At 74.1% G+C, this 14,295-nt stretch carries 12 protein-coding genes and 1 riboswitch; of the genes, 5 read left to right on the forward strand and 7 right to left on the reverse strand.

From position 1 onward, the window contains the following. Positions 1–3: 3 nt before the first annotated feature. Positions 4–1,206, forward strand: coding sequence for a precorrin-6y C5,15-methyltransferase (decarboxylating) subunit CbiE (cbiE, locus tag G6039_RS18300; protein ID WP_006945405.1), 1,203 nt, complete (start codon positions 4–6; stop codon positions 1,204–1,206). Then, positions 1,203–1,967 (forward strand): cobalt-precorrin-4/precorrin-4 C(11)-methyltransferase, encoded by a 765-nt coding sequence (locus G6039_RS18305; RefSeq protein ID WP_006945407.1) that lies wholly within the window; start codon positions 1,203–1,205, stop codon positions 1,965–1,967. The genes cbiE and G6039_RS18305 overlap by 4 nt, the downstream gene beginning before the upstream one ends. 54 nt (positions 1,968–2,021) lie before the next feature. On the opposite strand, the gene G6039_RS18310 is transcribed toward G6039_RS18305, so the two are convergent. Genes G6039_RS18310 through G6039_RS18320 form a run of 3 tightly spaced genes read right to left on the reverse strand, consistent with a single transcriptional unit; the run spans position 2,022 to position 5,253 of the window. Continuing rightward, complete coding sequence (locus G6039_RS18310) at positions 2,022–3,551, reverse strand: precorrin-2 C(20)-methyltransferase (RefSeq protein WP_043802366.1); 1,530 nt, start codon at positions 3,549–3,551, stop codon at positions 2,022–2,024. Next, a complete protein-coding gene (locus G6039_RS18315; RefSeq protein ID WP_006945411.1) occupies positions 3,548–4,198 on the reverse strand; it encodes a precorrin-8X methylmutase in 651 nt (216 codons plus the stop codon). The genes G6039_RS18310 and G6039_RS18315 overlap by 4 nt, the downstream gene beginning before the upstream one ends. Continuing rightward, positions 4,195–5,253 carry a cobalamin biosynthesis protein CobG gene (locus tag G6039_RS18320; RefSeq protein ID WP_043802364.1) on the reverse strand — a complete coding sequence of 353 codons (1,059 nt, stop codon included), beginning with the start codon at positions 5,251–5,253 and terminating at the stop codon, positions 4,195–4,197. The genes G6039_RS18315 and G6039_RS18320 overlap by 4 nt, the downstream gene beginning before the upstream one ends. Positions 5,254–5,290: 37 nt before the next feature. Continuing rightward, positions 5,291–5,484: riboswitch (cobalamin riboswitch) on the forward strand. A 73-nt stretch (positions 5,485–5,557) separates the two neighbouring features. Between G6039_RS18320 and cobN the strand changes: the two genes are divergently transcribed. Together cobN and cobF are read left to right on the forward strand one after the other, a co-directional pair. Continuing rightward, the gene (gene cobN / locus G6039_RS18325) at positions 5,558–9,166 is read left to right on the forward strand and encodes a cobaltochelatase subunit CobN (protein ID WP_043802360.1); all 3,609 of its coding nucleotides are present in this window, start codon (positions 5,558–5,560) and stop codon (positions 9,164–9,166) included. Next, positions 9,163–9,936 carry a precorrin-6A synthase (deacetylating) gene (gene cobF, locus G6039_RS18330; protein WP_006945429.1) on the forward strand — a complete coding sequence of 258 codons (774 nt, stop codon included), beginning with the start codon at positions 9,163–9,165 and terminating at the stop codon, positions 9,934–9,936. Before cobN ends, cobF begins: the two co-directional genes overlap by 4 nt. Positions 9,937–10,068: 132 nt before the next feature. Here the strand turns inward: cobF and G6039_RS18335 are convergent, their stop codons facing one another. The 4 genes from G6039_RS18335 to G6039_RS18350 all read right to left on the reverse strand — a co-directional run bounded on the left by G6039_RS18335 (position 10,069) and on the right by G6039_RS18350 (position 13,123). Further along, positions 10,069–10,581 (reverse strand): Rv2732c family membrane protein, encoded by a 513-nt coding sequence (locus G6039_RS18335; RefSeq protein WP_006945430.1) that lies wholly within the window; start codon positions 10,579–10,581, stop codon positions 10,069–10,071. Positions 10,582–10,615: 34 nt separating this feature from the next. Then, positions 10,616–12,058 (reverse strand): PepSY-associated TM helix domain-containing protein, encoded by a 1,443-nt coding sequence (locus G6039_RS18340; RefSeq protein WP_043802357.1) that lies wholly within the window; start codon positions 12,056–12,058, stop codon positions 10,616–10,618. A 131-nt stretch (positions 12,059–12,189) separates the two neighbouring features. Then, complete coding sequence (locus G6039_RS18345) at positions 12,190–12,714, reverse strand: hypothetical protein (protein WP_029545392.1); 525 nt, start codon at positions 12,712–12,714, stop codon at positions 12,190–12,192. Between the two features lie 88 nt (positions 12,715–12,802). After that, positions 12,803–13,123: a hypothetical protein gene (locus tag G6039_RS18350; RefSeq protein WP_029545390.1), complete on the reverse strand. Its 321-nt coding sequence runs from the start codon at positions 13,121–13,123 to the stop codon at positions 12,803–12,805. A 225-nt stretch (positions 13,124–13,348) separates the two neighbouring features. Here G6039_RS18350 and G6039_RS18355 point away from each other — a divergent pair, with 225 nt between their 5' ends. After that, positions 13,349–14,245 carry a glucose 1-dehydrogenase gene (locus G6039_RS18355; protein WP_029545388.1) on the forward strand — a complete coding sequence of 299 codons (897 nt, stop codon included), beginning with the start codon at positions 13,349–13,351 and terminating at the stop codon, positions 14,243–14,245. Positions 14,246–14,295 lie beyond the last annotated feature (50 nt).

A 14,295-nucleotide genomic window follows, 5' to 3' on the forward strand; every position in this document is an offset into this window, starting at 1 on the left:
GCCATGGGTTCACAGATCACCGTCGTCGGCATGGGCGCCGACGGCTGGGACGGCCTGCCGCCGCCCGCCCGCGACGCGGTGCTCGGCGCGCAGGTCCTGCTGGGCGGGCGCCGTCACCTGGCGCTGCTGCCCGAGACCGGCGCCGTCCGGGAGCCGTGGCCCTCCCCGCTGCGCGACGGGCTCGCCGCGCTGCTCGAGCGCCATCGCGACCGGCGGATCGTCGCGGTCGCCTCGGGCGACCCCCTCGTCTCCGGCATCGGCTCCACGCTCATCGCCCACCTCGGCGCCGCCGCGGTGACGGTGCTGCCCGCGGTGTCGTCGGTGGCCCTGGCCCGCGCGCGGATGGGGTGGAGCGCCGAGTCGGTGGACGTGGTGACGCTGGTGGGCCGCGACGTGCACGCCGTCCGCCGCGCATTCGGGCGGGGCCGGCGGCTGATCGTGCTCTCCTCCGACGGCGGCACGCCCGCGCAGGTCGCGGACCTGCTGCGCCGCGACGGCTTCGGGGCGAGTGTGCTGACGGTGCTCTCCGACCTCGGAGCCCCCGCCGAGGCCCGCCGCAGCGCCACCGCCGACGAGTGGTCCGGCGACGCCCCCGCCCTCAACGTGGTCTGCGTCGAATGCCGGGGCGCGGAGGGCTATTCCACCGCGCCGGGCCTGCCCGACGACGCGTTCGAGCACGACGGGCAGATCTCCAAGCGCCCGATCCGGCTCGCCGCGGTGTGCGCGCTCGCGCCCCGGCCGGGGCAGTTGCTGTGGGACGTCGGCGCCGGCGCCGGTTCGGTGGGGATCGAATGGGCCCGTACCGATCCGCGCTGCCGCGCCGTCGCGATCGAGCGCGACGAGGGGCGTGCGGAGCGGATCGTGCGCAACGCCGCGCGGCTCGGCGTCCCGTCGGTCGCGGTGGTGCGCGGCCCCGCCCCGGCGGCGCTCGACGGCCTCGACACCCCCGACGCCGTCTTCGTCGGCGGCGGCGGATCGATTCCCGGTGTGCTCGAAAAGTGCTGGGAGGAACTGCGTCCGGGAGGACGGCTGGTCGCGCACGCGGTGACGCTCGAGACCGAGGCGACGCTGGTGCAGTGGTGGAAGACCCACGGCGGGGAGCTGACCCGGCTGACCGTGGAGCAGGCCGCACCCCTCGGCGGGTTCAGCGGCTGGCAGGCGCTGCGCCCGGTGGTGCAGTGGCAGGTGACGAAAGGCGAGAAATGACAGTGCACTTCGTGGGATCCGGGCCGGGTGCGGCCGACCTGCTGACGCTGCGGGCGGCGCGGCTGCTGAGCGAGGCACCGGTGGTGCTCTACGCCGGCACCTACCTCGACGCCGAGGTGCTCGCGCACTGCCGGCCCGACACGGAACTCGTCGACACCCAGCACCTGGACCTCGACGAGATCACCGCGCACCTGGTGGACGCGCACCGGCGCGGCCTCGACGTCGTCCGGTTGTGTTCCGGTGACCCGTCGCTGTATTCGGCCCTGACCGAGCAGACGCGCCGGCTCGACGCGGCCGGGGTGCCCTGGGACGTGACCCCTGGCGTGCCGGCCTACGCGGCCGCCGCCGCGACCCTCGGCGCGGAGCTGACCGTGCCCGAACTGGTGCAGACCGTGGTCCTCACCCGTACCCGGGCGCGATCCACGGCGATGCCCGACACCGAGTCCCTGGCGCGCGTCGCGGGACTGCGCGCCAGCCTGGTGCTGCACCTGGCGATCACCCGCATCCGCGCCCTCGCCGAGGAACTGAGCGGCGAGTACGGCGCCGACTGCCCGGCCGCGGTGGTGGCGTTCGCGTCCCGCCCGAACGAGCTGGTGCTGCGCGGCACCCTCGCCGACATCGCCGACCGGGCCGAGGCGGCGGGACTGAAGCACACCGCGGTGATCGTCGTCGGCCGGGCCCTGGGCGTGCGGGCGCAGCCGGACGTCGCGTGCTCGCATCTCTACGACCCGGCGCGGGATCGCACGGAATTCACGCGCTGACCCGGAATCCGCGCCCGCCGCGGTGGGCGCGGATTCCGGTGTACCGCACGGATGTCAGGAGTCGGAGCGCACCGACCGCGCCGTCCACACCGCGCCGGCGTCGGTGACCGTGGTCCCGGACGATCCCACGATGAGCAGGCACTTCATGTCGATCGTGGCCGGGTCGAGCTTCTCGAGCGTGGTCACCTCGAGCGACTCGCCGGGGCGGCCGGCGTCGCGGCCGACCACGACGACGGTGTCGGCCGGCCGGTGCCGCAGCAGCACGGCCTGGGCCTGCGCGACCTGCGTGGTCCGCGACCGCGACGCCGGGTTGTACAGACCCAGCACCAGGTCCGCCTGCGCGACGGCCGCGAGCCGCCGCTCGATCACCTCCCACGGCTTGAGCCGGTCGGACAGGCTCATCACGGCGAAGTCCCCGCCGATCGGGGCGCCCGCCCGCGCGGCCACCGCCTGGATCGCCGACACCCCGGGTAGCACGCGCACCGGCAGCTCGGCGAACCGCGGATCCTGCGCGGCCTCGAACACGGCCGACGCCATCCCGAACACCCCGGCGTCGCCGCCCGAGACGACGGCCACCCGTTCTCCGGACAGCGCCAGCTCGAGCGCGAACCGGGCCCGGTCCACCTCGACGGTGTTCCCGCTCGCGTGCCGCCGCTGGCCCGGGCGGACCGGCACGCGGTCGACGTAGGGCCCGTAGCCGACGATGTGGTCGGCGGACGCCAGCGCGGCGGCGGCCTCGGGGGTGAGCCACTTCTCGTCCGCGGGGCCGAGACCGACGACGAGGAGCTCCCGGGCAGCGACCGCCTCGGGAGCGTCGGCGACGACGGGCCGGGACCGGTCGGTGATGTCCCGGTTGCGCGGCGCCCGGTCGCCGGGGGTGAGGATCACCGAGAAGTACGGCACCGCGTCGGCGTCGACCTCGGCGACGGGGACGATGCGCTGCCCGCCCATCGACGCGCGCTCGACGTACACCGCGTCGTCGAGCCGGCCCGCCTGGGCGAGCGCGCTGCGGACCGCGGGGAAGGTACGGCCCAGCTTCATGATCGCGGCGCCGTCCGTGTCGGCGAGACGGCGCGCCAGCTCCGGCTCGGGCAGCGTGCCGGGCAGCACCGTGAGCACGTCGGTGCGCCGCACCAGCGGTTCCGCCGCGGCCGCGGCGGCCGCGGACACCGACGTCACGCCCGGAACCACCTCGGTCGCATAGCGATCCGCGAGCCGGTCGTGCAGATACATGTAGGAGCCGTAGAACAGCGGATCGCCCTCGCACAGCACGACGACGGTGCGGCCGGCGTCGAGGTGGGCGGCCAGGCGCGCCGCGCACTCGTCGTAGAAGTCGGCGATGGCGCCGTCGTAGCCGCCGGGATGGTCGGTGGTGCCGGTGGTGACCGGGTAGATCAACGCCTCCTCGATCACCCCCTCCCGGATCAGCTCGGCCGCAATGCCCCTCGCGATGGAGCGGCCGTGGGTGCCCGAGTGGTAGGCGATCACGTCGGCCTGCTCGATCAGCCGAGCCGCCTTGCGGGTGATCAGCTCGGGATCGCCGGGGCCGAGCCCCACGCCGTAGAACCGTCCGGTGTCGTTCACTCCGCCTCCTGGGCCAGGGCATTGATCGCGGACGACGCCATCGCCGAACCCCCGCGGCGCCCCCGCACCACCAGGTAGGGGAGTTGCAGCGGATGCGCGGCGAGCGCCTCCTTGGACTCGGCGGCGCCGATGAACCCGACCGGCACCCCGACGATCGCGGCGGGCCGGGGGCCGCCGGCGTCGATCAGCTCGAGCAGGTGGAACAGCGCGGTGGGGGCGTTGCCGATCGCGACGACCGCGCCGTCGAGCCGGTCCTCCCACAGCGAGACCGCCGCGGCCGAGCGGGTGGTGCCCCACGCCGCCGCGAGGTCCGGCACGCGCGGATCGCGCAGAAGGCACAGCACCTCGTTGTCCGCGGGTAGCCGCGTGCGCGTCACCCCGGACGCGACCATGTGGGCGTCGGTGAGGATCGGCGCGCCCGCCCGCAGCGCCCCGCGCGCCGCCGACACCAGGTCCGGATGGATCGCGAGGTCGCGGGTCAGGTCGGTCTGGCCGCACGCGTGCACCATCCGCACCGCCACCTTCTCGGCGTCGGCGGGGATCGCGGACAGGTCCGTCTCGGCACGGATCGTCGCGAACGACCGGACGTAGATGTCGGCGCCGTCGGTGACGTAGTCGTAGCGCCGGGGTGGGGGAGTGGGCGTCATGGGCGGGTCCTCGCGAACAGGAGGGTATGTGGGAAATTCGGGGCGCCACAGGATCGTTCGCATCCCACGACGTGGAGGTGCCCGGCCGGGGGCGCGCCGGCGACGGCACGCCGGGCCGCGGAACGGGTGTCGCCCTCGGCGAGGCTACACCCCGGCGCGCCGGCGCACGCGGTGGTGCGGGTCCACGGCGACGCACCGTCGAGCACGAACCCGGCGTCGCGCAGCGGCTGCGGATCGGGTTCGCCGGCGAGGACGAGGCCGCGCCACGGCGTGACGATCACCTCCGACTCGGGCAGCGCCGCCACCATCGCCGGCGAGAGGATGCCCAGCGGGACCAGCGCCGAGACCGCTCCCGGCAGGGGGCCGTACGGCATCGTGTACCGGGCGGCCGGCGGCAGCGGCGCGCCGCCCCCGAGCTCGGCCCCCGCCTCGGGCAGCTGGTGCACGTGCCAGCGGGTGCCGCGCACCGCCGCGAACCGCCGCGCCAGGTCGATCAGCGTGTCGACGACCCGGTCGGCCGGGACCACCGGACCGCAGAGCCGGCCGATCGCGATCTCGAACAGCCCCGAGTCGGCGGCCACCGCGGCGAGGTCGCAGCGCAGGGCCGCGACGTCGCCGCGACCGTCGTCGAGGCCGAACAGGAACCGGCCCGGCAGCTGCGCGAGCACGGGTTCGGCGCACAGGGCGGCGTCGAGCGCGCCGATGAGCGGACGGAGGTCGGCGCGTCCTCCGACGATCCCGGACAGCGGCGAGGCGACGACGTTGCGGACCCGTTCGTGCGACGGTGCCGGCAGGAACCCGGCCGCCGACACCGCGTCGACGAGGCCGGCAGGCACACCGCCGCACTCGTCCACCGTGACGCCCCTGAGCTGCAGGTTTCCGCGCGAGGTGAGGTGGACGTCGCCGTCCGCGAAGGCGGTCGACGCCGCCGACAGCGCCCGCAGTCCGCCGTCCGGGAGCCTGCCGCCGGGCGCGCGCAGCCGCACCAGCGCGCCGTCGGCGGCGAGGTGGGGGCGCAGCAGACCGGGGCACCGGTCCGGGGGAAGGTCGGCCATGGGGGCACATGGTTGCACACGACGAGGAAGCGGTGCGTTACGCTCCACCTGCCGTGGTGCTCGGGAAGCCGGTGTGAGACCGGCGCGGCCCTCGCCACTGTGAGCGGGTAGGTGCTCGCCCTCGTCCGGACCGGTCCGCCGGTCCGGAGACCACTGGACGGAAGTCCGGGAAGGTCGGCGCGGCAGCGATGATCCGTCAGCCAGGAGACCGGCCACGGCGCGGGAAGTCCACGAGGGTTTGGAGACTGAACATGGCTGATTTCGTGCTGCGCAGGGGCGATCGGGAACTGCGCGGGGCCCGGTCGTGACGCGGCTCGCGCTGCTGTCCACGTCGGACACCGACCTGCTGTCGGCGCTGAGCTCGGACGCCGAGTACGCGCTGGGCAACCCGTCGCGCCTCGACGTCGAGACCGAGCTTCCCCGCCTCCTCGACGGCGCCGACCTGGTGATCGTCCGCATCCTGGGCTCCGTCCGGTCCTGGCAGAACGGTATCGACGCGGTCCTGGCGCACGGCGCACCCGTCGTCGTGCTCGGCGGCGAGCAGCTGCCCGACGCCGAGCTGATGAGCCACTCGACCGTCCCCGTCGGTATCGCCACCGAGGCGCACGCCTACCTCGCGCAGGGCGGGCCCGCGAACCTCGCCCAGCTGCATGCCTTCCTGTCCGACACCGTCCTGCTCACCGGCGAGGGCTTCGAGCCGCCGGCCGCGCTGCCCGCGTGGGGCAGCCACGCGCCCGCCGCGACCGATCCCGGCCTGCCGCGGGTGGGCATCCTCTACTACCGCGCCCACGAGACCAGCGGAAACACCCGTTTCGTCCGCGATCTCGCGCAGGCGGTCGACGCCACCGGCCGCGCGGTGGCCGTGCCGATCTTCTGCTCCACGCTGCGCGGTGCCCCCGCGGGCCTGCTGGCCGAGCTCGGCACCCTCGACGCCCTGATCGTCACGGTCCTCGCCGCCGGCGGCACCCGCCCCGCCACCGTCTCCGCCGGCGGCGACGACGATGCCTGGGACGTCGAAGCGCTCGCCGCCCTGGATGTCCCGATCCTGCAGGCGCTGTGCCTGACCTGGGGACGCGACGCGTGGGCCGACTCCGACGAGGGTGTCTCCCCGCTCGATTCCGCGACGCAGATCGCCGTCCCCGAGTTCGACGGCCGCATCATCACCGTGCCGTTCTCGTTCAAGGAATTCGGCGCCGACGGCCTGCCCCGCTACGTCACCGACCCCGAACGCTGCCGCCGCGTCGCCGGCATCGCCGTCGCGCACGCCCGCCTGCGGCGCATCCCGCCCGCACGGCGGCGCCTGGCGATCATGCTCTCGGCGTATCCGACGAAGCACTCCCGGGTCGGCAACGCCGTCGGCCTGGACACCCCGGTGTCCGCGATCCGGCTGCTGCGCGCGCTGCGGGAGCGCGGCTACGACCTCGGTGACGGCTTCCCGGGCCTCGACACCGCGGACGACGCCGAGGCGGGCAACGCGCTGATCCATGCCCTGATCGCCGCGGGCGGGCAGGACGAGGAATGGCTCAGCGCCGAGCAGATGGCGGGCAACCCGGTCCGGGTGAGCGCGGCGCAGTACCGCGAGTGGACGGCGGACCTGCCCGCGGAACTGACCGACGCGATGACCGAGGCGTGGGGCGCGGCCCCCGGCGAGCTGTTCGTGGACCGGCAGTCCGCTCCCGAGGGCGAGATCGTCCTGGCCACCCTGCAGGCCGGCAACGTGGTGCTGATGATCCAGCCGCCCCGGGGGTTCGGGGAGAACCCCGTGGCGATCTACCACGATCCGGACATGGCGCCGTCGCACCACTACCTCGCCGCGTACCGGTGGGTGGAGAACGGCTTCGGCGCCGACGCCGTCGTCCACCTCGGCAAGCACGGCTCGATGGAGTGGCTGCCCGGCAAGAACGCCGGCCTGTCCGCGGCCTGCGCGACCGACGCCGCCATCGGCAACCTCCCGCTGATCTACCCGTTCCTGGTCAACGACCCGGGCGAGGGGGCCCAGGCGAAGCGCCGCGCCCACGCCACCATCGTCGACCACCTCATCCCGCCGATGGCGCGCGCCGAGTCGTACGGCGACATCGCCCGTCTCGAGCAGTTGCTCGACGAGTACTCGAACATCGCGGCGATGGACCCGGCCAAGCTGCCGGCGATCCGCGCCCAGATCTGGACGCTGATCCAGGCCGCCAAGCTCGACCACGACCTCGGGCTCGAGGACCGCCCGCACGACGCCGAGTTCGACGACTTCCTGCTGCACGTCGACGGCTGGCTGTGCGAGGTGAAGGACGCGCAGATCCGCGACGGCCTGCACGTGCTCGGCACGGCACCCGTCGGCGAGGCCCGCGTGAACCTGGTGCTGTCGGTGCTGCGGGCCGCCCAGGTGTGGGGCGGGCGGGCCCACGCCGTGCCCGGTCTGCGCACCGCCCTCGGCCTGAAGCCGGACGCGCCGCTCACCGAGACCGACGCGGTCGAGGCGCTGGCCCGGGCACTGGTGCAGGGCATGGAGGACGCCGGCTGGCAGGCCGGCAGCGCCGCCACGGTCGTGCAGTCCGTGCTGGGCGGGGCGGACCCGGAGGTCGAGCGGGTGCTTGCCTTCGCCGCCGAGCAGGTCGTGCCGCGCCTGGCACGCACCACCGACGAGCTCGACGCGGTGCTGCACGCCCTCGACGGCGGCTACGTGCCCGCCGGCCCGTCCGGATCGCCGCTGCGCGGCCTGGTCAACGTGCTGCCCACCGGCCGCAACTTCTACACCGTCGACCCGAAGGCGGTGCCGAGCCGGCTCGCCTACGACACGGGCGTGGCGCTCGCGAACAACCTGCTCGACCGGTACCGCGCCGACACCGGCGGCTATCCGCCCTCGGTCGGCCTGTCGGTGTGGGGGACCTCCGCGATGCGCACCTCCGGCGACGACATCGCCGAGGTCCTCGCCCTGATCGGCATGCGCCCGGAATGGGACGCCGAGTCCCGGCGGGTGCGCGAGCTGACTGTGATCCCGCTCGACGAGCTCGGCCGGCCGCGCATCGACGTCACCGTCCGCATCTCCGGGTTCTTCCGCGACGCCTTCCCGCACGTCGTCGCGATGCTCGACGACGCGATCCGCACCGTCGCGGCCCTCGACGAACCCGACGAGCTGAACTACGTGCGCGCGCACGCCCGCCGCGACGAGGCCGAGCACGGCGACCCCGAGCGCGCGGTGCGCCGCATCTTCGGGTCCAGGCCCGGCTCCTACGGCGCCGGCATCCTGCCGCTCATCGACTCCGGAAACTGGCGCAGCGACGCCGATCTCGCCGAGGTGTACACCGCGTGGGGCGGTTTCGCGTACGGGCGGCACCTGCACGGCGTCCCGGCCGCGGACGACATGCGCGCCAACTACCGGAGGATCGCGGTGGCGGCGAAGAACACCGACACCCGCGAGCACGACATCGCCGACTCGGACGACTACTTCCAGTACCACGGCGGCATGGTCGCCACCGTCCGGGCGCTCACCGGTGCCGACCCGAAGGCCTACATCGGCGACTCGACCACCCCCGACCAGGTCCGCACCCGCTCGCTGGCGGAGGAGACCGCCCGTGTGTTCCGGGCCCGGGTCGTCAACCCGCGCTGGCTCGCGGCGATGCGCCGGCACGGCTACAAGGGCGCGTTCGAGCTCGCCGCCACCGTCGACTACCTGTTCGGCTACGACGCCACCGCCGGGGTCGTCGCCGACTGGATGTACGAAACCCTCGCCCGCACCTACGCCCTCGACTCCGAGAACCAGCGGTTCCTGCGCGAGGCCAACCCGTGGGCGCTGCGCGGCATCGTCGAACGGCTCACCGAGGCCGCCGACCGCGGCCTGTGGGCCGAACCGGATCCGGCGACGCTCGCGGAACTGCAGCAGGCCTACCTCGATGTGGAGGGCGACCTCGAGGACCGCGCGTGAGGAGGCGGCTGCGGCTGATCGGGATCGGGCCGGGCGGGCCCGACGACCTCACCGTGGCCGCGGTCCGGGCGCTGAACGACGTCGACGTCTTCCTCGTCGCCGACAAGCAGCGCGGCGTCGACGACCTCGTCGCCGTGCGGGAGGAGATCTGCCGTCGCCACATCGCCGGCGACTACCGGACGATCCCGGTGCCGGACCCGCCGCGGGACCGCGCCCCGTCCGCCTACGGCACCGAGGTGCGGGACTGGCACGCCGCCCGGGCCGCCGCGTACGAGACGGTGCTGCGCGAGCAGGTCGCCGAGCACGAAACCGCCGGATTCCTCGTGTGGGGCGATCCGAGCTTGTACGACAGCACGATTCGCGTCGTCGAGCGCATCCGTGACCGGGGCGTGCTCGACGTCGACTACGACGTGATCCCCGGGGTGAGCAGCGTGTCGCTGCTCGCGGCGCGGCACCGGCTGGTGCTCAACCGGATCGGCGGCCCGATCGTCGTCACCACGGGCCGCCGGCTCGCGCAGGAGGTGGCGGCCGGCGGTGACAACCTCGTCGTCATGCTCGACGGTGCGCTGGAATGCGCCCGGCTCGAAGGTGATTGGCGCATCTGGTGGGGCGCCGACCTCGGCACGTCCGACGAGGAACTCGTCGCCGGCCCGCTGCGGGAGGTGCTGCCGGACATCGAGCGGGCCCGCGCCCGCGCGAAGGCCGCGCGCGGCTGGGTGATGGACACCTACCTGCTACGTCGCGCGGACGGCGACGGCGTCGTCTCCTGACCGCACGCCGAGGAATGCGCCGACCCGGTGCGGCCGATTCGGCGGGGAAATGTACGCCGCGTCCCCCCGGCGCGCAGGGGATCCGTGCACACGGGACATCCGCGCGCCGAGGAACGGCGCGCGGATGCCCCGTCAGAGCACGGGCGTGGTCACCGGATGCGGGTGCCGGTCTGTGGGGGAGCGGCTGAGCACGACGGGCAGCCACTGCGAGGTCAGCGCCACCATGCCGAGCCAGGACAGCACCATCCCGGCGCCGGGGGCGTGCGGGGTCTCGACCGGCATGCCGTTCTGCGACCAGTAGCCGAGCAGCCCGAACAGGGACGCCAGTCCGGAGCCGAGCATCGACGCCGACGCGAGCCGCCAGCGGTGCGTGCACAGCGCCGCGGTGGACGACACCACGCCGAACACCAGGGCGAGGCTCACGAAGATCCGCATCGGCACCGTCGTCGTGGCGTCGTGCCCGAACCACGTGCCGAGCACCGTCCACGACCATTCCGTATCCGACTGCGGCAGAAGCAGACCCAGCACCACCGCGACGATGCAGGCGACGAGGACACGGTGCCGCCGGCCGGCGTCGAACTCGCCGGCGACCTTTCGTTCGATGCGGGCGAACTCCTTACGGTACGCGGACAGATCGTCGCTCACCGGCACTCCTCGTCGATCGGCACACGAGGGACCATTATGCGCGCCCCCGCATGCGCCACCCGACGGCGGTGTCGACGACGAGGAACGCCAGCAGGCTCAGCCCGAGCACCGGGGCGAACCAGCCCACGACCGCGGCCGCGACGCCGATCGCGACCGCCGGACCTGCGCCGATGCGGCGCAGCGCGCCGCGTGCCGGGGCCCGGCCGACGGCCCACGCCGACCCTCGCGTGGGCCGTCGCCGCCACCACATCACGTAGCCGCGCAGCACGACCGTGATCAACGCCACCGCCAGCAGCGCCAGGGCGACCTGCGTGACGAGCCCGAACATGATGCCCATGTGGAGAGTGATCGACCACCACGTCAGCTGCGCGGCGAGCGGCCAGTCCGCGAACCGCGACACGTCGACGACCTCGCCGGTCGCGCCGTCGACGGCGACCGAGTCGATGCCGTACACCCAGGGCTGGCGGGTTTCGGCGACGGTGAACGCGGTGCCGGGGCGCGCCGGGATCGAGGCCTCGACGACCCCGGTCAGTCCCGCGGCGGCGGCCGTGTCCAGCACCGGGTCGATCCGGGCGATGTTCGCGTCGAGCAGTCCCGGGTCGGCGGCGTGCCCGGCGTGGCCGCCGTGCCCCTCGTGGCCCGTCGCGGCCGCGGCGCCGCCCCCGGTCAGGGTCGCGTCGACGGTCGGCGTCTTCCAGTGCAGCGCGGCCCGCAGCTCGGCGATGTTGTCGCCGGCGAACCGGGACCAGGTCAGGCCGGTCGCGGACAGGAACACCAGGCCCACCGCGATCCACACGCCCACCACGCCGTGCCAGCCGAGGGTGCGGGACCGGCCGGTGGCGGTGCGGTCGACGGTGAGCAGGCGTGCCTGGGCGTGGCGGGCACGCACCGTGCGGTAGCGGCGCACCCACAGGTACACGCCGCCGAGCGCGATCACCCACATCCAGGACGCGGCCAGCTCGCTGTAGAGGCGGCCGGGCTCGCCGAGATGCAGGTGCCGGTGCAGCTGCGAGATCCAGGTCCGGACCGGCAGCGCGCTGCTGCTGCCGTAGACGGCCAGCTCACCGAGCGGCCGCGCGGTGACCGGGTCGACGAAGACGGCGAGCCGCTGCGACTCGCCGAGGCTCGGGTCGGCGAACAGGACCCGGGTGGTCTCGCCGGGGGCCGCGGCCGGCCGCACCGCGGTGACGGTGAGATCGGGGCGCTGCCCGGCGGCCACCCGGATCTGCTCCGCCACCGGCACGGCCGGACCGGTGGCGTCGGTGTGCAGCTGGTCGCGGTAGACGAGCTGCTCGATCGTCGGGGCCAGGGCGTAGAGGCCGCCGCTGACCGCGGCGATCAGGATGAACGGGGCGACGAGGATGCCGGCGTAGAAGTGCAGCCGCAGCATCAGCGGGCGCAGCGCGGGCGCCGCGGAACGGTCCGGGCCGGAACGGGGTGGGACGGGACGATCCGTCCCGAGGTCGGTCGTGGACATGCGAATGCTCGTTTCGATCGTCGGTGGCGACGGCAGCGCGCAGCGCCGTATCGAGGGCGGCGCACCGCGCCGGGCGTCGGCACACGGGGAAGGCCGCCGCGGCGTACGGGCCACGGCGGAACGGGATCGGGTCAGGCGGTGCGGGGCGGACCCCGGGTGCCGGCCTGCGCGGAAACGAGCACCCGCAGCACGAGACGTGCCCGGTGCGACGGCGTGGCCACCCACAGCGGCGCGTGCGCCGGGGGCGGGGTGAGCACCGCGGCGACGATGCGCCGCAACACGCCGAGCGCCGCGGCACAGCCCTGCTCGGCCGCCCGGATCAGGGCGGCGGAGACGACGAGGGCCGCGGCGTGGGCGCCGAGCATCGCGGGCGAGAGCCCGGGGCCGTGGGCGTGCTCGGCGGTGAGGGTGAGGACGGTATGACCGACGATCTGTCCCGCCCCCAGGGTGAGCACCAGGGCGGGCAGCAGCCGGGACGGCCGGATGGCGGACACCGCGGCGCCGAACGCGGCGCAGGCGGCGATCAGCAGCACCACCGACGACTGGGACGGAATTTCGCCGCCCGCCAGGCCGTGGGCCGCGACGGAGACCGCGGCGGAGGTCGAACCCACGAACGCGCCACGCATCGGCGCGGACGTCTGCGGGCGTGGATTCACGGTTGGGCACACTACCCGTCGTGACGACGGACCGGGCCGGCCCGGGGTGCGCAGCCGCAGCACCCCGGGCCGGGCGGGCCGGTGGGCGTCAGTGACCGCGCGGCTCGCGCAGGCTCGTTCCCTCGACGTCGCGGACCCGCTTGCGCTCCAGCATGACCAGCACGGCGCCCACCGCGAAGGACACGATGCATGCCGGGCCGGCGATCCACGCCCAGCCCTCGAATCCGTACCCGGCGGCCACCAGCGTCAGCCCGAGCAGGAGCAGCCCGAGGCCCAGGAAGAAGTAGCCGGGCCAGCCCTTGGAGTCGGTCAGGGCCTCGCCGGCGTGGCTGCGCATCGTGCGGGCGTCGTCGGCCGGGAAGTCGCTGTCGGTCGTCAGATCCCTGTTGTACGTCTGCCTGCCGTGCACCGGATCGGCACCCGCCCGGGTCTCGTCGCTTCTCCGAAACTCGTTCTCGTGTTCCGTCACAGCCGCATCCTTTCCAGAAGTCGGGCCGGGAGAGCGCTGCGGCGCTCGGATTCGCCGACCGTGTCCCCCGTGTACCCGCTCCCGGGTCCGGGTATGCACCGGCCGGACCCGGCGGTCCCCGTCCGGGGCCGTCGGCACTCGCCCGCAGACCTCGAGGGAGGAACCATGACCGACCAGCACCGGCCCCGCAATCCGGTCGAGCAGTACCCGGCACCGGATCGCGAGCGGCAACCCGAGCTCGAATATCCGGGCCTCACGTCCGACATGGTGTCGGCACCCGACCACGGCGAGCAGACCTATCGCGGCAGCGGCAGGCTCGAGGGACGGCGGGCGCTGATCACCGGTGCCGACTCCGGGATCGGCCGGGCCGTCGCGATCGCCTTCGCCCGCGAGGGCGCCGACGTCGTCCTCAGCTATCTCGAGTCCGAGGAGGACGACGCCCGCGACACCGTGCGGTGGATCGAGGACGCGGGCCGGCGCGCCGTCGCGGTGCCGGGTGACATCCGCGCCGAGGAACACTGCCGGCACCTGGTCGACACGGCGGTGCGCGAACTCGGCGGCCTGGACATCCTGGTGAACAACGCGGCGTTCCAGATGGTGCAGATGAACGGGATCGCCGACATCACGACCGAGCAGTTCGATCGCGTGCTGAAGACGAACCTGTACGCGTTGTTCTGGTTGTGCAAGTTCGGGGTCGGGGTGATGGAGCCGGGCTCGACGATCATCAACACGTCGTCGATCCAGGGGACGAGCCCGTCGCCGGAACTGCTCGACTATGCCACGACCAAGGCCGGCATCGTCGACTTCACCAAGGGGCTGGCGGCGGACGTCGCGAAGCGGGGAATCCGGGTCAATGCCGTTGCCCCGGGCCCGATCTGGACGCCGCTGATCCCGGCCACCATGCCGCGGGAGAAGTTCGAGTCCTTCGGTGACGACGTCCCGCTCGGCCGCCCCGGGCAACCGGCCGAACTGGCGCCGGCGTACGTCTTCCTCGCCTCGCAGGAGTCGAGCTACATCACCGGCGAGGTCATCGCCGTCACCGGCGGCAAGCCCTTCTCCTGACACACCCGTGGTGGCCGAATGTCACACGCGTTCAATCTAATCGAATCGGT

Origin of the sequence: Rhodococcus aetherivorans (genome assembly GCF_011058165.1) — a bacterium.
GTDB classification, from domain to species: Bacteria; Actinomycetota; Actinomycetes; order Mycobacteriales; family Mycobacteriaceae; genus Rhodococcus; species Rhodococcus aetherivorans.

Excerpts from the sequence above, each read along its gene's own strand:
- G6039_RS18315 (WP_006945411.1), bottom strand. The coding sequence starts at position 4,198 with ATGACGCCCACTCCCCCACCCCGGCGCTACGACTACGTCACCGACGGC.
- G6039_RS18320 (WP_043802364.1), bottom strand. The coding sequence starts at position 5,253 with ATGGCCGACCTTCCCCCGGACCGGTGCCCCGGTCTGCTGCGCCCCCAC.
- G6039_RS18340 (WP_043802357.1), bottom strand. The coding sequence starts at position 12,058 with ATGTCCACGACCGACCTCGGGACGGATCGTCCCGTCCCACCCCGTTCC.
- G6039_RS18305 (WP_006945407.1), top strand. The coding sequence starts at position 1,203 with ATGACAGTGCACTTCGTGGGATCCGGGCCGGGTGCGGCCGACCTGCTG.
- cbiE (WP_006945405.1), top strand. The coding sequence starts at position 4 with ATGGGTTCACAGATCACCGTCGTCGGCATGGGCGCCGACGGCTGGGAC.
- G6039_RS18355 (WP_029545388.1), top strand. The coding sequence starts at position 13,349 with ATGACCGACCAGCACCGGCCCCGCAATCCGGTCGAGCAGTACCCGGCA.